The sequence below is a fragment of the Marivirga lumbricoides genome, assembly GCF_014636295.1.
GTDB classification, from domain to species: domain Bacteria; phylum Bacteroidota; class Bacteroidia; order Cytophagales; family Cyclobacteriaceae; genus Marivirga; species Marivirga lumbricoides.
Genome location: NZ_BMEC01000008.1, coordinates 116,727 through 140,190, shown reverse-complemented (window position 1 = coordinate 140,190; position 23,464 = coordinate 116,727). Strand labels below are relative to the sequence as shown.

General features: G+C 37.1%; 23 protein-coding genes. 16 read left to right on the top strand and 7 right to left on the bottom strand.

Annotated elements, in window-relative coordinates:
* The first annotated feature begins 10 nt into the window (after nt 1-10).
* The 3 genes from IEV85_RS13320 to IEV85_RS13310 all read left to right on the top strand — a co-directional run bounded on the left by IEV85_RS13320 (nt 11) and on the right by IEV85_RS13310 (nt 4,481).
* Nucleotides 11-688, top strand: a complete 678-nt coding sequence (locus IEV85_RS13320) for a 3-hydroxyacyl-CoA dehydrogenase family protein (RefSeq protein ID WP_188464151.1) — start codon at nt 11-13, stop codon at nt 686-688.
* 32 nt (nt 689-720) lie between these two features.
* Entirely contained in the window at nt 721-2,139 is a 1,419-nt protein-coding gene (locus tag IEV85_RS13315; protein WP_188464149.1) for a Glu/Leu/Phe/Val family dehydrogenase, read from the top strand.
* 164 nt (nt 2,140-2,303) lie between these two features.
* Entirely contained in the window at nt 2,304-4,481 is a 2,178-nt protein-coding gene (locus tag IEV85_RS13310) for a B12-binding domain-containing radical SAM protein (RefSeq protein WP_188464147.1), read from the top strand.
* 53 nt (nt 4,482-4,534) lie between these two features.
* Here the strand turns inward: IEV85_RS13310 and IEV85_RS13305 are convergent, their stop codons facing one another.
* From IEV85_RS13305 to IEV85_RS13290, 4 genes are all read right to left on the bottom strand, one after another.
* Nucleotides 4,535-5,278, bottom strand: a complete 744-nt coding sequence (locus IEV85_RS13305) for an SDR family oxidoreductase (RefSeq protein WP_188464145.1) — start codon at nt 5,276-5,278, stop codon at nt 4,535-4,537.
* Nucleotides 5,279-5,388: 110 nt separating this feature from the next.
* Nucleotides 5,389-6,909 (bottom strand): sodium:proton antiporter, encoded by a 1,521-nt coding sequence (locus IEV85_RS13300; protein WP_188464143.1) that lies wholly within the window; start codon nt 6,907-6,909, stop codon nt 5,389-5,391.
* Between the two features lie 76 nt (nt 6,910-6,985).
* Nucleotides 6,986-8,212: a Glu/Leu/Phe/Val dehydrogenase dimerization domain-containing protein gene (locus IEV85_RS13295; protein ID WP_188464142.1), complete on the bottom strand. Its 1,227-nt coding sequence runs from the start codon at nt 8,210-8,212 to the stop codon at nt 6,986-6,988.
* Between the two features lie 159 nt (nt 8,213-8,371).
* The gene (locus IEV85_RS13290; protein ID WP_188464140.1) at nt 8,372-9,457 is read right to left on the bottom strand and encodes an anhydro-N-acetylmuramic acid kinase; all 1,086 of its coding nucleotides are present in this window, start codon (nt 9,455-9,457) and stop codon (nt 8,372-8,374) included.
* A gap of 38 nt (nt 9,458-9,495) precedes the next feature.
* Between IEV85_RS13290 and IEV85_RS13285 the strand changes: the two genes are divergently transcribed.
* From IEV85_RS13285 to IEV85_RS13225, 13 genes are all read left to right on the top strand, one after another.
* Nucleotides 9,496-10,212, top strand: a complete 717-nt coding sequence (locus IEV85_RS13285; protein ID WP_188464138.1) for a type III pantothenate kinase — start codon at nt 9,496-9,498, stop codon at nt 10,210-10,212.
* The gene (gene bamG / locus IEV85_RS13280) at nt 10,199-11,500 is read left to right on the top strand and encodes a BamG family beta-barrel-assembly machinery protein (RefSeq protein WP_188464136.1); all 1,302 of its coding nucleotides are present in this window, start codon (nt 10,199-10,201) and stop codon (nt 11,498-11,500) included. The genes IEV85_RS13285 and bamG overlap by 14 nt, the downstream gene beginning before the upstream one ends.
* An 11-nt stretch (nt 11,501-11,511) precedes the next feature.
* On the top strand, nt 11,512-12,813 hold the full coding sequence (locus IEV85_RS13275) for a hypothetical protein (protein ID WP_188464134.1): 1,302 nt from the start codon (nt 11,512-11,514) through the stop codon (nt 12,811-12,813).
* 71 nt (nt 12,814-12,884) lie between these two features.
* A complete protein-coding gene (gene lptC / locus IEV85_RS13270; RefSeq protein ID WP_188464132.1) occupies nt 12,885-13,529 on the top strand; it encodes an LPS export ABC transporter periplasmic protein LptC in 645 nt (214 codons plus the stop codon).
* The gene (locus tag IEV85_RS13265; RefSeq protein ID WP_188464130.1) at nt 13,522-13,752 is read left to right on the top strand and encodes a hypothetical protein; all 231 of its coding nucleotides are present in this window, start codon (nt 13,522-13,524) and stop codon (nt 13,750-13,752) included. Before lptC ends, IEV85_RS13265 begins: the two co-directional genes overlap by 8 nt.
* Before the next feature lie 113 nt (nt 13,753-13,865).
* On the top strand, nt 13,866-15,152 hold the full coding sequence (locus IEV85_RS13260) for a hemolysin family protein (RefSeq protein ID WP_188464128.1): 1,287 nt from the start codon (nt 13,866-13,868) through the stop codon (nt 15,150-15,152).
* Nucleotides 15,153-15,218: 66 nt separating this feature from the next.
* Nucleotides 15,219-17,330: a peptidylprolyl isomerase gene (locus IEV85_RS13255; protein WP_188464125.1), complete on the top strand. Its 2,112-nt coding sequence runs from the start codon at nt 15,219-15,221 to the stop codon at nt 17,328-17,330.
* Between the two features lie 53 nt (nt 17,331-17,383).
* Complete coding sequence (locus IEV85_RS13250; RefSeq protein ID WP_188464124.1) at nt 17,384-17,644, top strand: DUF493 family protein; 261 nt, start codon at nt 17,384-17,386, stop codon at nt 17,642-17,644.
* A gap of 130 nt (nt 17,645-17,774) precedes the next feature.
* Nucleotides 17,775-18,005, top strand: coding sequence for a 4a-hydroxytetrahydrobiopterin dehydratase (locus tag IEV85_RS13245; protein ID WP_188464121.1), 231 nt, complete (start codon nt 17,775-17,777; stop codon nt 18,003-18,005).
* Nucleotides 18,006-18,036: 31 nt separating this feature from the next.
* Nucleotides 18,037-18,717 carry a 16S rRNA (cytidine(1402)-2'-O)-methyltransferase gene (rsmI, locus tag IEV85_RS13240; protein WP_188464119.1) on the top strand — a complete coding sequence of 227 codons (681 nt, stop codon included), beginning with the start codon at nt 18,037-18,039 and terminating at the stop codon, nt 18,715-18,717.
* Between the two features lie 9 nt (nt 18,718-18,726).
* Nucleotides 18,727-19,893, top strand: a complete 1,167-nt coding sequence (locus IEV85_RS13235) for a lipoprotein N-acyltransferase Lnb domain-containing protein (protein WP_188464117.1) — start codon at nt 18,727-18,729, stop codon at nt 19,891-19,893.
* Nucleotides 19,893-20,690: an inositol monophosphatase family protein gene (locus IEV85_RS13230; protein WP_188464115.1), complete on the top strand. Its 798-nt coding sequence runs from the start codon at nt 19,893-19,895 to the stop codon at nt 20,688-20,690. The genes IEV85_RS13235 and IEV85_RS13230 overlap by 1 nt, the downstream gene beginning before the upstream one ends.
* Nucleotides 20,675-21,166, top strand: coding sequence for a hypothetical protein (locus IEV85_RS13225; RefSeq protein ID WP_188464113.1), 492 nt, complete (start codon nt 20,675-20,677; stop codon nt 21,164-21,166). Before IEV85_RS13230 ends, IEV85_RS13225 begins: the two co-directional genes overlap by 16 nt.
* An 86-nt stretch (nt 21,167-21,252) precedes the next feature.
* Here the strand turns inward: IEV85_RS13225 and IEV85_RS13220 are convergent, their stop codons facing one another.
* The 3 genes from IEV85_RS13220 to IEV85_RS13210 form a co-directional block, all read right to left on the bottom strand.
* The gene (locus IEV85_RS13220; RefSeq protein WP_188464111.1) at nt 21,253-21,741 is read right to left on the bottom strand and encodes a DUF4168 domain-containing protein; all 489 of its coding nucleotides are present in this window, start codon (nt 21,739-21,741) and stop codon (nt 21,253-21,255) included.
* A 118-nt stretch (nt 21,742-21,859) separates the two neighbouring features.
* Complete coding sequence (locus IEV85_RS13215) at nt 21,860-22,348, bottom strand: DUF4168 domain-containing protein (RefSeq protein WP_188464109.1); 489 nt, start codon at nt 22,346-22,348, stop codon at nt 21,860-21,862.
* 84 nt (nt 22,349-22,432) lie between these two features.
* Nucleotides 22,433-23,338, bottom strand: coding sequence for a TIGR01777 family oxidoreductase (locus IEV85_RS13210; protein ID WP_188464107.1), 906 nt, complete (start codon nt 23,336-23,338; stop codon nt 22,433-22,435).
* Nucleotides 23,339-23,464: the final 126 nt, after the last annotated feature.

The following is a 23,464-nucleotide window of genomic DNA, read 5'->3' as shown; positions in this document are numbered from 1 at the left end:
TACTCAAATTATGACAATACTGGTAGTAGGAACTCCCCAAAACTATGATGAAATTACTGCAAAGTTTGGCGTTAAACACCAGATGATTCACGCAGAGGATTTATCAGATATAAAAGAAGAAGATTTTTTTAAAGCAGAAGTCGTTTTTGATTTTTTAGCACATGAAACACCTGAAAGCCTGGCTTTCTATGAGCAAAAGCCTGAAATGCCTGTATTTACACACATGGCTTTAAGCGCTTTTGGCGAAATAGCAGTGTATGCACCACCTATTCATAACCCTCTTTTCGGTTTTAATGGTTTCCCCACTTTTGTCAACCGCTCCGTTTTAGAATGTACATTATCCGATGAAGAAGATAAGCAAGTGCTACCACAAGTATGTGAAAACTTAGGTACGGATTTTCAGTTAGTAGACGACAGGGTAGGAATGGTTACTCCACGGATAATTTTTATGATTATTAATGAGGCATATTATACAGTACAGGAAGGCACAGCTAGCAAGGAGGATATAGATTTAGGCATGAAGCTTGGCACAAATTACCCCTACGGTCCTTTCGAATGGTGTGAACTTATTGGCATTTTAAACGTGGTAGAATTACTAGAGGCAATTTACGAAGATACAAAAGAGGAAAGGTATAAAATATGTCCTCTTCTTAAAAAAGAGTATCTTTTAGCTATGGCACAAAACTGAAAACTAATTTTAAAACAAAATAAATAATACATATGGTTAATGATCCTGATTATAGTTTGTTTGAAGACGTCTGCAGCTTTGTAGATGATGCCGCAAAACATATGGAATTACACCCAGGCTTGCTGGAACAAATCAAACAATGTAATAGCATTTATAAATTTCACTTCCCTATCCGAAAAGATGATGGTTCTTATGAAGTTGTAAAGGGTTATAGAGTTCAACATTCTCACCATAAGCTACCTGTTAAAGGGGGGATTCGTTATAGCAGCTTTGTAAATGAGCAGGAGGTAATGGGTTTAGCGGCATTAATGACTTATAAATGTGCTATGGTAAATATTCCCTTCGGAGGTGCAAAAGGAGGGGTAAACATTGATCCTCTTAAATATTCGGTAGGGCAATTGGAAAAAATTACCCGTAGATATACTTCTGAATTGATCAAGAAAAAATTTATAGGTCCTGCTATTGATGTACCTGCTCCTGATTATGGAACCGGGGCAAGGGAAATGGCGTGGATTGTGGATACTTATGAAGCTTTTAACCCCGATGCAATTAATGCTAAAGGCTGTGTAACGGGTAAACCTGTTTCCCAACATGGTATTGATGGAAGAACGGAAGCTACTGGTATGGGAGTGTATCTGGGCATCAGGGAAGCAGTAAGCGTGCAGGAAGATATGAAAGAGCTAGGCTTAACCACTGGTCTTTTAAATAAAAATATTATCATTCAGGGATTAGGTAATGTGGGTTATTACTCTGCCTTATTTCTGAAAGAAGCAGGTGCAAAAATTATAGGTATTGCGGAATGGAATGGCGGTATTTATGATGAAGAAGGAATCGATATTGAAAAAATAAAGAGCTATCAGGTAGAAAATAAGGGCTTTAAAGGATATCCACACGGAACTTTTGTAGAGAACTCAATAGAATTGTTGGAAAGGCCATGTGATATTTTAGTGCCTGCTGCACTGGAAAACCAGATTACGCTTTCCAATGCTGATAGGATTAAGGCGAAAATAATTGGTGAAGCAGCCAACGGACCTGTTACCAAAGAGGCCGAAAAAATCTTACTCGACAAAGGAATTATGGTAATTCCTGATATGTATTTGAATGCAGGCGGTGTTACAGTTTCTTATTTCGAATGGTTGAAAAACCTATCTCGTGTTTCATTCGGAAAGCTTGAGAAGCGTTATGATATGCAGAAGTTTAAAACGCTATTGGAAAGCATCGAAAATGCCACAGGAGATAAATTCAGTAATGAACAGGTAGATCTGATTGTAAAGGGAGCCAGCGAACGTGACTTGGTGAACTCCGGATTGGAAGAAACCATGGTGACGGCTTATCATGAGTTGAATGCCAAGCGTAAAGAAAAGAACATCAAAAGTTTGAGAACTGCAGGCTTTATTCTGGCGCTGGATAGAATTGCTATAAGCTATACGGATATGGGGATTTTCCCTTGATGGATAGTATATCAATTTAGCGGACGACAATTTAAGTCATACCTGAAACTAAATAAATGTAAGCAGCACATTTCAGTGTTGCTTTTTTTATTGAATTATTTTACCTCTCCATGGGTTAAGCTCTCACTAAAGTCCTCACAAATTTTGTCTAAATTGCACTCGCTTTGAAAGATTTATTACTCGTAACTCCTCCTTTTACCCAGCTGAATACGCCTTATCCCGCAACAGCGTATCTTAAAGGGTTCCTTAACACCAAAGGCATTAGTTCTTTTCAGGTTGATTTAGGAATTGAAGTAATTCATCAACTATTTTCCAGGAATGGATTAATGAATGTATTTGAATCCGCTTCCCAAAAGGGGATACCTTTCTCTGAGAATGCTTTGCGGATTTATGCACTGAGGGCTGAATACATTAAGAGCATCAATGCTGTCATTACCTTTTTACAGGGGAAAGATCAGACTTTAGCCCGACAAATATGCTCAGAGAACTTCCTGCCTCAGGCCTCTCGTTTTGAGCAGTCGCAGGAATTGGACTGGGCTTTTGGCACTATGGGCATGCAGGACAGAGCAAAACACCTGGCCACGCTTTACCTGGAAGATTTGTCTGATTTCATTATTGAAACCTTAGATAGCCATTTTGGCTTTAGCAGATATGCTGAACGATTGGGTATGAGTGCGAATTCTTTTGATGAAATATATGCAGAGTTGACAAAGCCAACTACTTTCGTTGATGATATAAGCCTACAGCTTTTAGATGAGCATATTCAAAAAATAACACCGCGACTTGTTTGCTTCTCGGTTCCGTTTCCGGGTAATTTATATAGCGCTTTAAAATGCGGTCAATACATAAAAGCCAGATTTCCAGAGATAAAAATTGCAATGGGTGGAGGTTTTCCTAATACTGAATTAAGAAGCCTGACGGATGAGCGTGTTTTTGAATTTGTAGATTACATCACTTTAGATGACGGAGAGCTTCCCATTGAGCTAGTTGCTTCAAATGTTTTAATCCCAAGGCCTGAAAATCCTGATTTTAGTATTTACAAAAGAACCTATTTAGCGGAGGAAGGAAAGGTTATCTATAAAAACAATTCTTCTAAAAAAGATTATAAGCAAAGTGAAATTGGTACTCCGGATTATTCGGATTTAAAGCTGGACAAATATATTTCAGTAATTGAAGTAACCAATCCAATGCACAGTTTGTGGAGCGATGGCCGCTGGAATAAACTCACCATGGCTCACGGCTGCTATTGGGGAAAATGTACTTTTTGTGATGTCTCTCTGGACTATATTAAAATCTACGAGCCAATTGCAGCAGTACAATTGGCAGACAGAATGGAGCAATTGATGGCTCAAACGGGTGAAACAGGCTTTCATTTTGTGGATGAAGCCGCTCCCCCCGCTTTAATGAGAAGTCTGGCGATGGAAATTATCAAAAGAGGACTTACTGTCACATGGTGGGCCAACATAAGGTTTGAGAAGAGTTTCAGTAAAGATTTATGCAAATTACTAAAGGCTTCAGGTTGCGTTGCGGTATCTGGTGGTCTGGAAGTAGCATCAGACAGATTGCTGAACCTGATCCAGAAAGGTGTTACGGTAAGTCAGGTAGCAAGGGTTACACGCAATTTTGCTGAAGCAGGAATAATGGTGCATTCGTACCTGATGTACGGGTACCCTACCCAAACTATTCAGGAAACGGTGGATAGTTTAGAAATGGTGAGGCAATTATTTGAATTAGGACTCATTCAATCAGGCTTTTGGCACCAGTTTGCACTTACAGCCCATAGTCCTATCGGCTTAAATACTCAGGAATATGGCATCATTCCTGACTTGAAAAAAATCACCTTCGCCAACAATGATATTCAGTTTAAAGACAAAACAGGAATAGACCATTCAAAATTTAGCTACGGATTACGAAAATCAATTTTTAATTATATGCAGGCACAGCATTTTGATCTGCCTCTGCAGGAGTGGTTTGATTTTAAGATTCCCGGAACAACGATAGCTCCGGACTTTATTTTACGGAGCCTACAAATTGAGGAGGAAACCAGCATTAAAGACAATGCAAAGGTATTATGGTTGGGCTCTTTTCCTCAGAGTAGTAATAATGGTGTAGGAAAAAGCCATACTATGCTCACTTTCCACGATAAATCTGCCATTATAGAAATTATATTGGAGAAGAAAAAAGCAGAGTGGCTAACTGGCCGGTTAAAAAAAATGTCCTTAGGTCCTGTCCCTTATAAAGAGCTAAAAAGTGAGTATGAAAGTAATTTCAATCATTTTGATCAGTTCTGGAATTCTGAAGAATTGATGGATTTAAGGGAAAATGGATTGCTGATATTATAGATTAAAAAAGCATCCGAAGAAACCGGATGCTTTTGAGATTTTCTTACTTAATATTACTGTGGTTGCTCAGTAGGCATCACCATAATTTCATTAACATTCACACGGTCGGCTTGCTCAATCGCATAAACAATAGACTTGGCAATGTCCTCTGACTGAAGCATATTCATTTCCTTCAGTTTCTTAAAGTTTTCCATTACTTCATCATCCGTAATGGTATTAGGCAACTCTGTTTCCACAGCACCGGGCTCGATTGAGGTCACTTTTATATTACTGCTTGGGGACAATTCCATCCGCATTCCTTCTGAAAGTGCTCTAACAGCAAATTTTGTAGCACTGTAAACAGCTGACCCTGGCATTACTCTTCTACCGGCAACTGAAGAAATATTAATAATATGCCCGCTTTTCTGTTCCTGCATAATTGGCAAAGTGCCACCAATAGTATTTAATACACCCTTAATATTTACATCAACCATCTTTTCCCACTCATCTGTTTTCAGGTTTTTCATGAATGAAAGTGGCATAATGCCCGCATTATTAATAAGTATATCAACTGAACCAAATTTCTCTTTGGTTTCGCGAATCATTTTTTCAACAGCATCTTTGTCTGTTACGTCTGTAGGCACTACGAGAGCCGAGCCACCATCTTTTTCAATTTTTTCTTTGAGTGCATTGAGCTTTTCTTCTCTTCTTGCTGCAATAGTTACTTTTGCTCCTGCCTTAGCCAGCATTAAAGCTGTTGCCTCACCTATTCCACTAGAAGCCCCTGTTACTACTGCTACTTTATTTTTAATATCCATATTATTGCTTTAAAGTTGATTATATATAAAAGCAACGAGTAGCAGAGGGTGATGTTTACATAACAGAAGATAAGTTAAATGTTATAGTGTAAGCATTCCGGATTAATCTATTAGTAGAAGAAAAGCAACCAAACCAGTACTAACAAGGGTAGTAAAAAAGGTATGGAATAACGGATAATGTAGCCAAAGAAAGAAGGCATTTTAATACCTACTTGTTCAGCAATCGATTTTACCATAAAGTTTGGACCATTTCCTATATATGTCATAGCACCGAAGAAAACAGCAGCAATTGAAATAGCTTTAAGGTCCAGAACGGAGTCATAATAAACGCCACCTTCAGCAAATGCTACCACTTCAGGTAAAACAGAAAGACTTGCTCCCTGAGAGGCCATAGCAGCAGCAAGGAAATTAAGATAAGTTGGGGCATTATCCAAAAAGCCAGAAAGTAAACCAGTTCCCCAATATAAGGTGTTATGGGTAATGAGAGAAGCACCAGCTTCTGATTTCGCAAAATCACCTACTAAATCCAGGGCCGGCATCATTGTACCAAAAATACCAATAAAAATAAACGCTACTTCGCGAATAGGCTCAAAGCTAAATTCATTTCTTTCATGAATATCTTTTTTAGCGAATTTGTAAGAAAGATATGCTACACTTAACATAATAAGCTCTCTGATAAATGAAAATTGTTGTCCATCATAATTTATACCGGGTACCCATTCAAATATATTAGGATCAATAAATACCGATGCTATGATTACAGCCAGCCAAATAAAATTTCGCTTTCCATCTATAGTGATTTTATTATCATACACTTCTTCTTCCACTTCTTCATCCGGCTTATTTCTTTTGTCAAGGAAATAGAAAATAACAGATAGAGAACCTAATGCAAAAAGCCAGGCACCCCAGTTATGCGCTAAAGTCCAGAAGAAGGGTACACCCTTTAGAAAACCCAGGAAAAGCGGAGGATCACCAATTGGAGTTAAAGAGCCTCCCACATTACTTACCATAAAAATAAAGAAAATGATATGGTAAGCTTTGATTCTGTTTTTGTTTAATCTGATAAATGGTCTGATTAGTAACATGGAGGCTCCCGTAGTTCCTATAAGGTTTGAAATAGCCGCTCCAATTAACAAAATCATAATATTAACCAAGGGTGTAGACTTCTTGTTAACATGAATAACTATACCACCGGATGCAATAAATAGGGAGGCCAATAAAGAAATAAACTGCACATACTCAAATGCAGCGTGTACCGGCCCATGTGTATTATGTAGAACAAATAAATAATAGCTTACTACTAATATGGCGAGTATAACAGCTATTTTAGGATAATTTTTATGCCAGAAATGCTCATAAAACAATGGACCAGAAGCAATCATTAAGAGCAATAAAACAAATGGAATTACTAACCAGGTGGGTGCAGCAGCATGCGTCATCCCTTTTTGTTCATGATCAGGGTCATCCTGGCTTATTTCTTCACTTGCAAGGTTTTCCATATCTGCTGCTGATGCCGTATTGGTAACAGCAGCGATATGTTGCACCTCATTAGTACCTCTTGCTAAAGAGGCAGATAGGGAGGTAAAGGAAATTAGTATGATTGAAGCAAATAGAAGAAATGAGTTTCTCATGCAGTTTTTCATTATTAATCACGCCACAAGTTAAAGATTTCATTGAAATCTATCAGCAGAGTAAAGAAATTTAATATTAAATTAATTGACTTAAGGCAATTTCAAATGATGTTTTGGAAATATTCACTTTGGAATTATTGGCCTCAAATGATTTACGCAAAGCTTTCTCAATGGTTCGGGAGGTATCTTCGAAGATAGCCTCATCAGTTATTTCGCTACCACTAGTCATAAGGTAGGCGAAAACACGTGCCATCCCACAATTAGCAATAAAATCAGGGATTACAGCTATCTGCTTATCGGCAAAATCAGCAATAGGACCGAAAAAGATTTCAGGATCGGCAAAAGGAACATTTGCTCCGGCCGAAATTACTTCAAGTTTAGACTGAAGCATTTCTTCTACCTGCTTTTTAGTGATTAACCGTGAGGCAGCAGCTGGAATAAAAATTTCGGCTTCCAATGCCCAAATGCGCTTATCTATCTCCTCAAATGATAACAAATTTTCGGCAATCAATTCATTTCCTTTTCTGTTAAGAAAAAGTTGGGTTACTTCTTCAAGGGAAAAACCATTTTCATTGATTAAACCACCGTTTCTATCAATAATACCTACGATTGATACACCCGCCTTGGCTAAATAATAAGCCGCAGAAGCCCCAACGTTGCCCCAGCCCTGAATAATAGCCCGCTTTTTAGTAAAAGAGCCACCCCAAATGCTGTAATAATGCTCAACAGATTTTGCCACGCCAAAACCAGTAATCATATCAGCCACAGTGTATTTTCTTTTAATGTCAGGAGAGTAATTAGGGGCTTTAATTACTTTAATAACACCTTGTCTCAACTGGCCCAGCTTTTTAATTTTTTCGGGTTCAGTGGCATTAAAGTGTCCGTTTACTACACCTTCCTGAGGATGCCATAATCCGTACCTTTCTGTAATAGGAATCACCTCATGGATTTCATCTACATTTAAATCTCCTCCTGTTCCATAATAATTCTTCAGCAATGGAATTACTGCTTTGTACCACCTCTCCAGAACCCCTTTTTTTCGAGGATCATTTGGGTCGAAATTGATGCCGGATTTTGCTCCACCAATGGCAGGGCCAGAAACAGTAAACTTCACTTCCATTGTTTTGGCCAGAGATTCCACCTCTCTCTTATCAAGACCTTTTCGCATTCGTGTACCACCTCCGGCAGCTCCTCCACGCAAAGAGTTGATCACCACCCAGCCCTCAGCTTCTGTTTCCGGATCATTCCACTCAAAAACTACTTCAGGTTGCTTGTTCTCAAATTTCTCTAAAAGTTCTTTCATAATTATTTTTAAATAGCCTTAAATGGTTCCAGACAGGATTAAGCAGAAACATTACAACCTACCAGCAGCTGCAACAAACGGTTTCAATTTTATCTATCAGTTAGAATCCGTGCTGCTTCATTGAGTACTCAACCCCTTTAAATCGGCAAAACTACAAAATTAAATGGAGAATTTACCTACTTGTACCCCACTTATGCTGTCTGAGGTTGCTCCTGTAACGGATGAGAAAACGTTTGTTTCATTTCTGAGTTTAAGCACCCCTAAGAAAGCGAAGATGAGAGCCTCTTTGTAATCAATTAGTTTATTTGGAACTTCTGCCACTTGAATAGTGGTACCTAATTTCTGCTGCAATCGCTTCATAAGGAAGGAATTTCTGGCACCGCCACCGGTAATTAATACTTTTCCCTCTTTTATGTGTGATTTGATACAACGGGCTATTTGTTCAGCAATATGCTCAACTGCTGTGGCTAGCATATTTGAGGTGCTTTCAGAGCTTTTTCTGAAAAGTGGAAAAACCTCAGCTTCTATTTGTTCCAGACCCAAACTTTTGGGAGCGGCATGTTTATAATAATTAATTGTATTTAATTGCTTCAAAAAATCTTCATTGGGTGTTCCTGAAGCAGCCATTTTCCCATCTTCATCATAATCGAAACCTTCAGAGGAAGCCAGTTTATTCAGTAATAGGTTACAAACACTTACATCATAGGCAATTCTATTTCCTTTTTCAGTGTAGTAAGAGAGGTTGGCAATACCACCCAGGTTGAGGCAGATTTCAAATTCTGAAAAAAGTAACTGATCGCCAGCAGGCACCAGAGGAGCCCCCTGACCGCCTTTCATAATATCTAAAGTGCGAAAATCACCAATAACAGGCAATTCGGACGCAGCATGAAGTGCATTAAGGTCTCCAATTTGCAATGAGAGGTTATTTTCCGGTTGATGGAAAATGGTGTGGCCGTGGCTTGCTACAAATTGGGCGCGAACTAAATATTTATTCTTAAAAACTTTTACCTGCTCGCCCATCCAGTAACCTAATTTCAAGTCAATAGTACGTAGCTTTATTCCTGAAAGGGTAATGCCTTCCTTCAAATAATTTGAGATGTCTGTTGGATAGGTAATAGTTTCTGCCTCAACAATTTCATAACTCCATTTGTCATCAGTTTTTTCAAATTTGCAGTAGGCTATGTCCAGGCCATCCAGGGAAGTGCCAGACATCAATCCGAAGGCATGGTATGTTTTGGTTTGCATATTTCTGGTTAGTTTTACGTTATACTAATAAATTTTTGATGAACGCGGCAATTGATATTGGTAATACAAAAGCAAAATTGGGCTTTTTTAAAGAGAACGAATTAGTTGCTTACAAAGCATTTAACGAATTAAAGGAATTGGCAGATGAAATAAAAAAATCTGAAGTTTCAAAAGTGATTATTTCCAGTGTGCGGGAAGATGATGAATCGATAAAAAAGATATTGGATTTGCGAGAAGACCCCTTTTTCTTAAACTATAAAACACCCGTCCCTTTTGTAAATAATTATCAATCTCCCACCTTAGGCTTAGATAGAATTGCCATTGTAGCTGGTGCCCAAACTCTTTTTCCGGATCAGCATACCCTTGCAATAGACCTTGGAACCTGCATTACCTATGATTTTTTGGAAGCAGGCATACAATATCACGGAGGGGCTATTTCACCTGGTATGCATATGAGATTTAAAGCCTTACATAATTTTACCGCTCGTTTACCGTTAATCAATCCTGCACAGCAGGTAGATGTAATCGGAAACAGCACTGAAAACTCTATTCAAAGCGGTGTGGTACATGGAGTTAGCGGAGAAATAAGGGCATTTATTAATACATACAAAGAAAAATACAACCCATTAAATGTAATTATCACTGGTGGAGATGCAAAATACTTTGAAAGTAAGATAAAAGCTACCATCTTTGCAATCCCTGAATTAGTTTTAGTGGGTTTAAATGCGATTTTAAGACATAATGCATCAATTTAAAACAGGCTGTTTAGCCTTTGTAATCTCAATAGCTTTTACTTTTCAATTATTTTCACAGAACACTGTGTCGCCATATTCTGCTTACGGAGTAGGCTTGTTAAGTGAAAAAGCGTACGCACCAAACAATGGAATGGGAAATGCAGGCCTTGCTTACAGCAGCCCCTGGTTTATACCGGTTCTTAATCCTGCTCTGCTAGGAAGCCAGACATTTTCTTCTTTTGAGGCAGGTATGTCATTAACACAAACAGCTATTAGAGATGAGTTAACCAGATACGATCAGGTAAATGGTGGCTTAAAATACGTTGCATTAGCATTTCCAATAGTTCAGGGTAAATATGGAATATCCATTTCATTAAATCCTTACGCTGCTAAAAACTACAATCTTGTTCAGGCGCCAAATGAAAGTGAGCGTCTTCGTGCAGGTATTAAGCGTTTCGAGGGAGAAGGCACCATATCTCAGCTTAGAATTGCCAATGGATGGAATATCACTAAAAATATTGCTATAGGTGCAGAAGCCAATTATAATTTTGGTAAAGTCACTGATAGAACTACCTTCCAAAATTTGATTCAAGATCAGGACACCATATTTGTTCCTTTCTTAGTAGCAGGAGAAAGCACAAATACTTTTTCAGATTTTAGCTTTGTGTTGGGTGGTCGCTACTCTCAGCAAATTGGAAAGAATTTTCTTGGCATAGGTGCTACTTATGATTTGCCTGCCAATCTGAATACTACAAGAAATACGTTTCTTCAGTACTTGAGCGCTGCTGGTACACCTTTAAACCCACAGACAGGGATCACAGATTCAAGTAATTTCAGTACTTTTAATGAGGAAGGTATTACTGCCATTCCTGGGAAAATAGGAGTGGGATTATCCTATTGGAAACCTAGTAAATGGGCGGTTTCTGCGGATTTCACTTATCAGGATTGGAGCAAGTATGAAAATTTTGGCACGAAAGATGCAAACCTAACTACTCAGACCGAAGTTAAAATAGGAGCTGAGTATACCCCCGATGCACAGGCAGGGGATAAGTACTTAAAAAGGGTAACTTATAGAGCAGGTTTGAGAGTGAATAATGGGCCAATAGTAGTGAATAATACAGATATTAATTCTTTTGGCATTACTTTTGGTACCACTTTACCAATAACCAATGTTTCTAATGTAAATTTAGCATTTGAAATAGGTCAAAGAGGAACTTTATTAAATAATCTTGTGAGAGAAGATTATTTTAGCTTTAATTTGAGTTTTACTTATAACGACAGATGGTTTTTAAGAAGACAGTTTGATTAAATTTTAGAAAGATGAAAAGAACACTTTTAACTTTAGTGGTAATAGTTGCTGCACAGTTAGTCGCATTTGGCCAGGATGGTTGGAAATGGCCTGAGGATGAGGCAAAGAAAGCCAAAGCAATGGAAAAAAATGCACTTTATTCTGACATGTTAACAGCAGAAAACTATGAAGCTGCAAAGAAGCCTTTGGATTGGCTATTAAGAGAAACTCCCGATTTAAACCCTTCTATTTATATTCAGGGGGTGAAAATATATGAGAACCTTGCACAGACTGCAAAAGGCCAAAAGCAGAAGAATCTGCAGGACTCTACTGTATTATTGTATGATCTTAGAATGCAATATTTTAATGATAAGGAGAATGTAATGAATAGAAAAGCTTTTGATGCTTATGCTGCATGGAAAGACCGATCTGATAAATATAAGGAATTATATGAGCTTCATAAAGAAACATTTGCCTTACTAGGAAGTAACATACTTATAGGTAATGTATCTGCTTATATGGATGCTGTAAGAAGATATAAGCTTTCCGGGGGTGACTTATCCAACCTTGAAATAATAGATATTTATGATCAATTGAATACTATTCTTGATGAAAAGTTAGCAGCAGGAGAGAGTCAGGCAAAAGTAGATAAGTATAGAGATTACCTCGACAAACTTTTTAATGCTACTGTAACGATTGACTGCTCTATAATTGATAATCAGCTTTATCCTAAATTCAAAGAGTCTATGGATTTAAAAGGAGCCAAAAGAATTATCAAATTTGCTCTGGCCGGAAGCTGTACGGATACTGAGGCTTTTGTAGAGGCAGCTAAATACGTGATTAATCAGGAGCCTGATTTTGGAATTATCAGATTAGTTGCTTTAAAAAGTAAGTCTAATGGAGATTTAGCACAGGCTGAAGAATATTTCAGCAAAGCCTTAGAGTTTACTGAGGATAATTTGAAAAAAGGAGAAATTTACCTTGAATTGTCTGACATAGCTTCTAAAAGAGGTAATAAATCAGCTGCAAGATCTTATGCTTACAAAGCACTTGAGGCTGATCCTTCTAAAACAGAAGCTTATGCAATTATTGGAGATTTGTATTTAAGAAGTTTTGAGGATTGTAAATTAGGTAAAGACATAGTAAAAGATAGAGCAGTGTTTCTTGCAGCTTATAAAATGTACCAACGTGCTGGAAACCAGGAGAGAATGGCTCTGGCAAAAGAGCAGTTTCCTTCTAAAGAGGATATCTTTAACTATAACTATTCCCAGGGACAGGAAATTCAGGTGAATTGCTGGATTAACGAGACTGTTTCGGTTCAAACAAGAGATTAAAATCATAATCATTTAGCATTAAAAGCGGTTGCTGGAATTATCCTAACCGCTTTTTTTGTTACTGAAATTGTATGAAAAAAATATTTATCATATTACTTAGTTTGCTTATAGTCTCTGCATGTGAGGATGATAATGCAGCTAAAAAGGAATTTGAAGCTTTCACGGGCCCTATCATGGAGGTGGATAGTGTTACTATTCTCTATTCGGATTCAGCCGTGGTACGTGTAAAAGTGAATGCACCTAAACAAATGGAATTTGAAAATGGAGATAAGGAGTTTCCCAACACCATTTTTATAGAATTTTTTGAGCCGGACGGCACGCTTTCCTCTACTTTGGAAGCTAAGACCGCATATTATACTAAAGAAACCAACACCTATAAAGCGGAAGGTGATGTCGAAGTGATTGGCTACCTGGAACCACAGAAAATGAATTCTGAAGAACTTTATTGGGCACCCGAAAAGGAGGAAATTTATACCGAAAAGTTTGTTCGGATTGAAACTGAAGATCAAATATCTACTGGTACGGGCTTAACAGCTAAACAAGATTTCTCCAGCTACAGGATCTTAAATCCTTCAGGAACTATTTACCTTGAAGAGCAGAATTCCAATGAGCCTGATAATCGGAATATCGAAGATATTAATGCGGAAGATTCTTCTTCTGTTAATCCTGTAAAGCAAAAACCTAAACCTAATTTAAAGAAAAACAACATTGAGTAAAAAGAAGAAGCGGGAGGATCCTGGGAATTATAAGCGTCCTGGCTCTGGTATGAAATTCTTTCTGCTAGCGCTTGCTATAGCTTTTTTTATTATTGCTGTTCATCAATCTATAACGGTTGGTTTTCAATATTCCTATTGGATTTTTATGTTATCATTAAGTCTGGTATTTTTGCACAGATATAAAAGCCAGCATAATGGCATCAACAAAAAAAATGATAAATAATAATAGTGGCTACACTTTAAACTTGCTTAACATCAGGACGTTCAATTTAATTGCTGATCGTTCTCTTGCTATATTCGGGTTTATCATCATAAATAGAAACAAAAGCGGTACGGATGGAAAGTAACCATATAATTTACATTGTAATTTCTTTATTATTTTCTGCGTTTTTCTCTGGTATTGAAATAGCTTTTGTTTCTTCTAACAAACTACATATAGAATTACAAAGCCAGCAAAATATCATATCCGGAAAAATACTGTCGAAGTTTTTGAACAAGCCATCATCATTTATTGGTACCATGTTAGTAGGAAACACTATTTCTTTGGTAGTATATGGTATTTATATGGCTAAAATGGTGGAGCCATTTCTAATGCTTAACCTGCCTGTATTTCTGCAAAATGACGTTTTTGTACTAGTCTCCCAAACAATTATTTCAACTGTTCTGGTTTTATTGGCTGCGGAATTTACTCCTAAAAGTGTATTTCTGTTGAATCCAAATGGACTTTTAACCTTTTTCGCTTTTCCGTTATGGGTAATTTATTACATCATGTACCCCATCGTTTTTGGGATAGTAGGGCTATCAAAAGGCTTTATAAAATATGTTTTAAGGTTGGAATATGCTGAAGATAAGCCTGTTTTCGGACTAACAGACTTGGATCATTTTGTACGTGCTACAACTCAGGTAGATCACCAGGAGAATAAGGTGGAGCTTGATAAAAGAATTTTCAACAATGCTTTAGAGTTTAAAACCATTAAAGTGAGGGAGTGTATGATTCCCAGAACGGAAGTTGTAGCGGTAGAAGTTGATGATGAGATGGAGGATTTAAAAGAAGCATTTACTGAGAGTGGCCACTCTAAAGTATTGATTTACAAAGAAACCATAGATGATATTATTGGGTATTGCCATTCATTGGCCTTATTCAAAAAGCCCACAAAAATTCAGGAAATATTAACCCCGGTAATTATTGTGCCCGAAACCATGCCTGCAAATGAATTAATGATTCAGTTTATTCAGGAAAGAAAAAGCTTAGCGCTTGTAGTGGATGAATTTGGTGGCACTTCGGGAATTGTTAGCCTGGAAGATATTATTGAAGAAATATTTGGGGAAATTCAGGATGAGCATGATGATGAAGATTTAACCGAAGTTCAGATTAGTGAAAATACTTTTTCTTTTAGTGCCAGACTGGAGGTGGATTATTTGAATGAAAAGTATGCTTTAGATCTTCCAGAGGGAGATTATGACACGCTCGGTGGATTCATTCTATCAATAACAGAGAATTTTCCTACCTTAAATGAAGTGGTAAAACAAGCACCATTTACATTTATAATTGAGAGCATGCAGGAAAACAGAATAGACCTGGTGAAGCTAATAATTTCTGACTCAAACGATAACATAAAGTAAAGAAGCAAATCATTTTGATATTACGCATTAAAGCTATTATTTTGCGAATCTTTGAAAATATATAACATGGGAGTATTTAATACATTAAGAGTAAAAATGGGTTCAGTCTTGATAATCCTCATTGGATTATCAGTTTTGGCATTTCTTTTAACAGACCTTTTAGGGCCTAACTCAGTGCTTTTAGGGGCTGGCGGTGCTAATAATGTTGGAGAGATAGCTGGTGAAAACATTAGCAGGGAGGAGTATCAACAACAGGTTGAGGAGTTTAAATATAATTTTCAGGCTAATAATGGAAGAACACCTTCTGAATCAGAAATGGCTTCTTTGCGTCAGCAGGCTTGGGATTACCTGATTATAAAAATTGCATTTCAGGAGCAGTATGATGAGTTGGGCGTAAATGTAACCAATGAAGAGTTAGTTGATATGGTGCAGGGAAATAATATCAGCCCTATTGTACAACAAAACTTTACAAATCCGGAAACAGGAGAGTTTAATAAGGAGCAGGTGATTAATATTCTCAGAAATATTTCTCAGGCACCAGCTGAGCAACAAGCACAATGGAATGCCTTTGAGTCTTCTTTAATTCCTGCCCGTAAAAGAACTAAATTTGATGAGCTTTTGGTTTCAACTTCTTATGTTACTACTGCTGAAGCAAAAAGAGCTTATGAAAACGAAAATACTACATTAGAAGCTTCTTATTTATACGTGCCATTTTATTCTATTAGTGATTCAACTGTAAATGTTACAGAAGATAAACTGAAGGCATACTATAAGGAACATGAGAAAGAATTTGAAACAGAAGCAACCCGTACTATAAGCTATGTTCCTTTTGAGCTTTTACCTTCCGGAGAAGATTCTCTATATATCAGACAGGAAATGGAGGAGTTAAAAGAAGAGTTTAAGAAAGTAGATGAGGATTCTTCATTTGCCAGAGCCAGTACAGACAGATCAAATGCTTTCAGAACATATACTATAGCTGAATTACCAACCATTTTGGCCTCTAACACCAATATTACTAAAGAAGGAGATGTACTAGGCCCATATATACAAGAGGGAGCTTACACTTTGTATAAAGTTTCTAAAATTTATGATGACACAATTTCTTCTGTTAAAGCAAGCCATATTTTGATAAAAGCAGATGGAGAAGGAGACGATGCTGATGCAACTGCAAAGCAAGAAGCTAATGAAGTGTTAAAGAAGGCAATGGCAGGTCAGGATTTTGCAGAATTAGCGAAAGAATACAGCGAAGGACCTACAGCTACCAAGGGCGGAGACTTAGGTTGGTTCAAAGAAGGAATGATGGTAGAAGAATTTAATGATGCTGTTTTTTCAAAAAGTGGAACAGGAGTTATTAATAAAGTTGTGAAGTCGCAGTTCGGCTACCATATTATAAAAGTAACTGAAGAAAAGACATCCAGAACTTATAAGGTAGCTACTATTCAAAGAGATATACTTCCAAGCGAAGCAACTCGTGACCAGGTATTCAGAAAAGCAGATTACTTTGCTGCTTCAACCTCTAACCTTGAGGAGTTCGAGGCTAAGGCTAAAGAAGAAGGTTATAATGTAAGAAGCTCTGGTAAGATGACAGCCAGCCAGCGTTCCTTAGGTAATTTAGGTGAGGCCAGAGAGGTAATCAGATGGGCATTTACGGATGCAGATATCAATAAAGTTTCTACTGTTTTTGAGGTTCCTGATTTTTATGTTGTAGCAGTACTTACTGAAAAGACAGAAAAAGGAACAGCTCCCTTAAGTGAGGTTAAACCACAGGTAACTCGTGAAGTAACTAAACAATTGCAGGGAGAAAAAATCAAAGAAAAATTAGCAAGCCTTAGCGGAAGCCTTGAAGAAATAGCAGCAGCCTATGGAGCTGATGCAAATGTTTTCAGCATGAGCGACCTTAAGTTAAGCGCGAATTCACTTCAATCGGTAGGACAGGCGCCTAAAGTAATAGGAACTGCTTTTGGCATGGAGGTAGGACAGCAATCGCAACCTTTAGAGGCTAATAACGGTATAGTAATTATTAAAGTGGACAATAAAACTCCGGCAGGAGAAATTGCTGACTATACTACTTACAAGGAGCAATTAGCTCAAAGCAGAAAAAACAGCACTTCTTTTGCAATTAAAGCCGCTATTGAGGACAACGCGGACATCGTTGATGAACGCTATAAGTTCTATTAATAAAATCATTAATTAAATAATAAAGGGGGCTTTTAAGCCCCTTTTTTCGTGTTATGGAAGAACAAATTCAATCCTTCAGAGTAAAACTGGAAGCTGTAACGGTATGGCCTTCTTTATATATGTTTAAATTTATTGTGCCTGCAGAAGAACAGGATAAGGTAAAGGAAATATTTAGCTCACATGAGGTAAAGGAGAGACCTTCCAGAAATGGCAAATATGTAAGCCTTACCATTAACATGCTTGCTAACTCTGCAGAGCAAATTATTGATAAATACCTTGAGACTTACAAAATCAAAGGCATTATTGCACTATAGTATTTAAAGAACATTCATTAATTAAGTGCGTTGTTCTTTGATAAGCTTTAGTAGGTAATCAGCCGCATAATATTCAAGTGATTAGTTACTAAATTTTATTAGTCTATTTTTCAGAAATTAATTTAAAGCTATGTGGAAAGAAGAAAACAATACCTTAAAGAAAACTTTCGAATTTAAAGATTTTAAAGAGGCATTTGGCTTCATGACCAAGGTAGCGATTACTGCTGAAAAGATGAATCACCATCCGAATTGGTCTAATGTCTATAATAAAGTGAGTTTTGAACTAACTACACATGATGAGGGCAATACTATCACAGAGAAAGACAGAAAGCTTGCTGATGAAATTGATCAACTCGCTTAATTATTTTCCTGTTTTTAGCTAGTTTTAAGTCATGGAGCAAGAAACTCAACTCTATCTGGTGCCTACTCCCATTGGAAACCTGGAGGACATGACTTACAGAGCAGTTAATACCTTAAAAAAGGTGGATATTATACTGGCAGAAGATACCCGAACTTCAGGAAAGTTATTGAAGCATTATGATATTCAAAAGCCTTTAAAAAGCTTTCATATTCATAATGAACATCATAAAGTTAACCATATCATTGAGGAGCTCCAATCAGGAAAGGTTATGGCTTTGGTGTCGGATGCCGGGACACCGGGAATTTCAGATCCTGGTTTTCTTTTGGTGAGAGAGGCACTAAAGAACGATATCAAACTGGAATCTTTACCTGGGGCCACCGCATTAATTCCGGCTTTAATAAAATCAGGATTTCCTAATGACCGCTTCGTGTTTGAAGGTTTTTTACCTCACAAGAAAGGGCGAAAAACAAGGATAGAAAAGTTGATTGAAGAAGACCGAACTATTATTTTTTATGAATCCCCTCACCGTTTGCTCAAAACTTTAACACAATTGGCTGAAATTTTAGGAGAAGAGCGGGAAGCTTCTGTTTCCAGAGAACTTACCAAGCTATATGAACAAACACTTACGGGAAGTCTTAGTAGTTTAATAAATCATTTTACAACCACACCACCTAAAGGTGAAATAGTTTTAGTTTTAAATGCTAAACCTTAACAACTTTATATGAAGAAACTCTTTTTACTGCTTCTGTGCTTCATCTCGTTTAACCTATTTGCCCAAAGGCAAGCCAGGCTTTCTGAAAATTCTGAGATAAGCCTTATTACAGTTGCCCCGGGCAATGAATTATATTCTAATTTTGGACATTCTGCTCTTTGGGTGGAAGATAGGGAAAATGGCCTAAGTGTGGTATTTAATTATGGTACATTCGATTTTGACACCCCCGGTTTCTATATGAAATTTGTGCGTGGTAAATTAGATTATATGCTTTCTGCCGGCAGAATTTCCTATTTGGTGAATGCTGCAAAAGCAGAGAACAGGTCAGTTTATCAGCAGAAATTGAATCTCACAGTTGCTGAAAAAAATTCCATGTATGCATTTTTAATTGAAAACATTCAACCTGAGAACAGATTCTATAAGTACGATTTTTTCTATGATAACTGTACCACACGTCTTCGAGATATCTTTGAATTAACATTAGGAGATGACCTGGAGTGGAACAGAAAGGCAGAAGGCTATACTTTTCGCTATTTTCTGGATATTTATCTGGCAGAAAAGCCATGGCAAGATTTCGGAATTGATTTGGTATTAGGACAGCCAACAGACAAAATAGCTACTAAGAGAGAGGAAATGTTTTTACCTGACATGCTAATGTACCATGTAGATGCAGCAACTAATAACGGGAAGCCTCTTGTAGAACAAGAAAAAATGCTATTTGAAGCAGAAAAGAAAACGGAGGAGGCTGGGTTTACAATTTTACCCATTCATTTAACATGGCTAATCTGTATTTTAGGAGTAATTTTTAGCATAAGGTACTACAAAGTTGGTTTTAACGACCGCATATTTAATGTAATACTCTTCTTTATTACCGGCTTAATTGGCTGCCTTATTTTCTTCCTCTGGTTTTTATCAGATCACCTGGCTACAGTAAATAACTGGAACATTTTGTGGGCATTTCCACTGAATGTAGTTTTTGCTTTTCTGCTTTTTAAAAAGCCGGCAAAAAAATGGCATACCTTGTATTATGCAGTATTTGGAATAGTTTGCTTTATGTTGTTAGGTTTCTTCTATACTTTGCCTCAGCAATTGCACGCAGCTGCTTTGCCAATCGTATTGTATTTTACGTTTAAGTCTTTTAACCTATTGTATCGCACCAAAAAAATGAATGTGTAATGGAGCTAAATAAAATACAAGAGCAAGCTATCTCATTAGTAAAAGAAGCAGGAAACTTTATCAGGAAAGAGGCATTAAAATTTAGTCTGGATAAAGTAGAGAAGAAAGGCTTTAATGATCTCGTCAGCTATGTTGACAAGCAGGCGGAAATTATGTTGGTAGAAGGATTGGCTAATATTTTGCCAGAAGCAGGCTTTATTGCTGAAGAAGGGACTTCTGATAAAAAAGGAGAAAAATATAATTGGATAATAGATCCCGTAGATGGTACAACCAATTTTGTGCATGGCTTGCCGGTTTATTCAGTAAGCGTTGCGCTACAAGAAAATGATGAAACTATTGCTGGTATAGTGTATGAAATCAACCGTGACGAATGTTTTCATGCCATAAAAGGAGGGGAAGCATTTATGAATGATGAAATTATACAAGTTACTCAGAACACAGAATTATCGGAGAGTTTATTGGCCACTGGGTTCCCGTATTATGATTTTGATAAAATGGAGTCTTACTTTGCTATATTGAAAGACTTGATGCAGAATAGTCATGGACTCAGACGTTTAGGAAGTGCTGCTGTGGATTTAGCTTATGTGGCTTGTGGAAGGTTTGAAGGCTTTTTTGAGTACAATCTCAATGCCTGGGATGTTGCCGGAGGAGCGTTTATTGTGCAACAAGCAGGGGGTAAAGTAAGTACTTTTAGTGGTAGTAGTGATTTTAACTTTGGAAGGGAAATCGTTGCAGGATCTCCGAAAGTTCAGCAAGAAATGTTATCTTATATCCAAAAAAGATGGGACAACAAGTAAGCCAGAGTAGCAAGATTTTTCTACTAGGTTTCGGCATTGATAATTTGCGGGATAAAATTAAAGCGGGATGGTTTATATTCCTTGGTCTCTCCTTTTTCATGATAAGCTTTATGTACTTCTCTAGAAATACAAGTGGCTTTTTTGAAAGGTGGTTGATGCCTTTCACCTACCTTACAATGTCTTTAATATTTCTCTTCAAGGGCTTATTGATGGTTTTTCCTTATTTCATTCTCACACCAAAAGTTGAACTAAACGATCAGTATTTGATGGTGAAATTAAGTGTATTTACCAAAAGATCAATCTTAACGTGGGATGACATTAAAGAGGTAGAATTTGCCTCCTACACTGTGAATGTTATTACTGAATCGGGAAAGCAAACTTTCCGGTATAAAACTGGTAAAAATAGATCTGTTGAAATAAAGCAAGCCATCAGGGAGGTGGCAGAAAAGAAGGGCATAACAATTATTGATGGCTAAATGAAAAACTTTGGGGAAATATCCTCAAAATAAAAAAAGCAGGTATCTCTACCTGCCCTCATTAAACTAAACAAGATAATTATCAATTATCCTTTACTTTTTTCTTGCACAATCTTATCTACTTTTGCTCTAAACTCTTCATCTTGTTGGTAGGCCATCATCATTTGTTGATATGTTTTCTGGTCTACTTCGTTTTCATCAAGTAGTTCAATTATTTCAGCCTGTGTCTCTTGATTATTTTTCATTATTTCTTGTGCAGCCTGATTAAATGATGCTAATTCTTCAGGAGTAGCTTCTTCTTCCGATTTACCTTGCTGAATTGCTACAATTTCATTGAAACGCTGCAGATCCAGGTCATTTTCCTCAATAATTACCATTGCCTCGTCTTGAGCTTTCTTTTGCACTTCAATAACTACTGTATTTACCTCTACAAATTTTTCGATTTCCTCATCTTCAAAATCTGCTTTAACAGCACTTTGATTACTTTGAGGCACCTGTGCATTTACCACAAAGGATGCAAAGAACATAAAAATCCCAATCATCCAAATTTTTAAAATTAACTTTTTAGTGTTCATAGTTTGTTTTTTGATGTTGTTATAAAAACGTCCCTACACTATAATGTTGTAAATACAACATGGTTAATTAAAAGATTCTTGCTAAGCTTCTAGTTATTCTTTTATAACTTAAAATTTTTTAATTAGTCTCTTCTAAAACGAAGGCATCCACTTTCTTTTGGAACTCTTCATCTCTTTCATAAGCTACAAGCATATTTCTATATTTTTCAGGAGATAAGCCCTCATTTTTAAGAATCTGTAGTACTTGTTCCTGCACACTGGCATTTTTCTTCATAATTTCTTGTGCAGCAGTGTTAAAAGAAGCCAGCTCTTCCGGGGAAACTTCTGCATCAGATTGATTCTGTTGAACAGCAAGGATTTGATTAAACCGATCCAGTGTAAGATCATTTGCCTCAATTATTTCAATTGCATTTTTTTCAGCTTTTTGCTGAATGGGAAGTACTTCCTCCATTACTTCTACATATTTTGTAATAGCCTCATCAGAATAATCTGTTTTAATGGTTTGGGGGTCACCTGTTGTAGGTATTTGTGCCATCAGAGGCCCCGTACAAAATAGTATTGCCGCAAGCGTCAATAAAGTTGCTAAGTATTGCTTTAAGGTTCTCATATCGTTTTATTTTAAGGATGATATATATTTTAACGTATGAGGAAAATAACGTTTACGGTTTGTTAGTTTAATTAAACGGCTACATTAAGAGTAGATATCTTTTAAGGCCTCTTCAACTGTATTAAATAAAAAGGAAAAACCTGTTTTCTCTATCTTATCCGAACTGGCTTTTACTCCGCCCAGTACCATGTCTGCCCTGTCAGATAAAATGAGTTTCATAGCAAATGGAGGTACTTTTGGTAGCCAAAGTGGCTTTTTTAACGCTTTCGCTGTAGCCTTAGTAAGTGCTTTATTAGTAACAGGTTTAGGAGCCGCACCGTTAAAGGTACCGGTCAATCTATTTTTTAGCAGGTGCATGAATAACCTGCAAAGATCATCGATATGTATCCAACTCATAAACTGGTCACCGGAACCGAGAGGAGCTCCTAGTCCAATTTTTATAGGCATTGCAAGCTGTTTTAGTGCCCCGCCTTTGTCGGATAATACAATTCCTATTCGCACTTTGGCCGTTTTAATGCCTGCCTTGCCAACTTCATCAGTAGCTTCTTCCCATTTTTCACACACATAGGGTAAAAAGCCTTCACCAGCAGGATTTGTCTCCATCATTAATTGATTACCAGTGTCCATACCATAGTAATTAATACCACTGGCTCCAATAAAGTGCTCTATTTTTTTACTCTGCTTTTCAATTTCAGTTTTCAGCAGTGTAGCGGAATCCGTTCTACTTGAAATGATTGCTTTTTTCCGCTCTTCCGTCCATTTTTCATCAACTACGCCCGCCCCGGCTAAATGAAAAATAGCATCTGCAAATTTAATTGCGTCTGAGTCTATACTTTGGCTTTTAATATCCCATTCAAATTGCCTGTAAGGATAATTAGTCTTCTTTTTTCTGGTAAGATGTGCTACCTCATATCCATTTTCGGAAAGTAGTTTAGATAATTGCATTCCTATCATTCCGGAACCTCCACTAATCAAAATTTTTTCAGGCATATTTTTATTTTTTATTTCTATTACTGTTTAAACTTGAAATTTGAATGAATGTTGGAGCTTTTGTTACATATGAATTGCGAAACAGCAAGTTTTATACTTCCTGAAATTATTATAGTGTATATTTCC

Coding starts and splice junctions, on each gene's coding strand:
- IEV85_RS13245 (WP_188464121.1), top strand. CDS start 17,775: ATGTGGAAAGAAGAAAACAATACCTTAAAGAAAACTTTCGAATTTAAA.
- IEV85_RS13315 (WP_188464149.1), top strand. CDS start 721: ATGGTTAATGATCCTGATTATAGTTTGTTTGAAGACGTCTGCAGCTTT.
- IEV85_RS13210 (WP_188464107.1), bottom strand. CDS start 23,338: ATGCCTGAAAAAATTTTGATTAGTGGAGGTTCCGGAATGATAGGAATG.
- IEV85_RS13295 (WP_188464142.1), bottom strand. CDS start 8,212: ATGAAAGAACTTTTAGAGAAATTTGAGAACAAGCAACCTGAAGTAGTT.
- IEV85_RS13305 (WP_188464145.1), bottom strand. CDS start 5,278: ATGGATATTAAAAATAAAGTAGCAGTAGTAACAGGGGCTTCTAGTGGA.
- IEV85_RS13300 (WP_188464143.1), bottom strand. CDS start 6,909: ATGAGAAACTCATTTCTTCTATTTGCTTCAATCATACTAATTTCCTTT.
- IEV85_RS13255 (WP_188464125.1), top strand. CDS start 15,219: ATGGGAGTATTTAATACATTAAGAGTAAAAATGGGTTCAGTCTTGATA.
- IEV85_RS13285 (WP_188464138.1), top strand. CDS start 9,496: ATGAACGCGGCAATTGATATTGGTAATACAAAAGCAAAATTGGGCTTT.
- IEV85_RS13225 (WP_188464113.1), top strand. CDS start 20,675: ATGGGACAACAAGTAAGCCAGAGTAGCAAGATTTTTCTACTAGGTTTC.
- IEV85_RS13220 (WP_188464111.1), bottom strand. CDS start 21,741: ATGAACACTAAAAAGTTAATTTTAAAAATTTGGATGATTGGGATTTTT.
- IEV85_RS13235 (WP_188464117.1), top strand. CDS start 18,727: ATGAAGAAACTCTTTTTACTGCTTCTGTGCTTCATCTCGTTTAACCTA.
- IEV85_RS13290 (WP_188464140.1), bottom strand. CDS start 9,457: ATGCAAACCAAAACATACCATGCCTTCGGATTGATGTCTGGCACTTCC.
- bamG (WP_188464136.1), top strand. CDS start 10,199: ATGCATCAATTTAAAACAGGCTGTTTAGCCTTTGTAATCTCAATAGCT.
- lptC (WP_188464132.1), top strand. CDS start 12,885: ATGAAAAAAATATTTATCATATTACTTAGTTTGCTTATAGTCTCTGCA.
- IEV85_RS13250 (WP_188464124.1), top strand. CDS start 17,384: ATGGAAGAACAAATTCAATCCTTCAGAGTAAAACTGGAAGCTGTAACG.
- IEV85_RS13275 (WP_188464134.1), top strand. CDS start 11,512: ATGAAAAGAACACTTTTAACTTTAGTGGTAATAGTTGCTGCACAGTTA.
- IEV85_RS13230 (WP_188464115.1), top strand. CDS start 19,893: ATGGAGCTAAATAAAATACAAGAGCAAGCTATCTCATTAGTAAAAGAA.
- IEV85_RS13320 (WP_188464151.1), top strand. CDS start 11: ATGACAATACTGGTAGTAGGAACTCCCCAAAACTATGATGAAATTACT.
- IEV85_RS13260 (WP_188464128.1), top strand. CDS start 13,866: ATGGAAAGTAACCATATAATTTACATTGTAATTTCTTTATTATTTTCT.
- rsmI (WP_188464119.1), top strand. CDS start 18,037: ATGGAGCAAGAAACTCAACTCTATCTGGTGCCTACTCCCATTGGAAAC.
- IEV85_RS13215 (WP_188464109.1), bottom strand. CDS start 22,348: ATGAGAACCTTAAAGCAATACTTAGCAACTTTATTGACGCTTGCGGCA.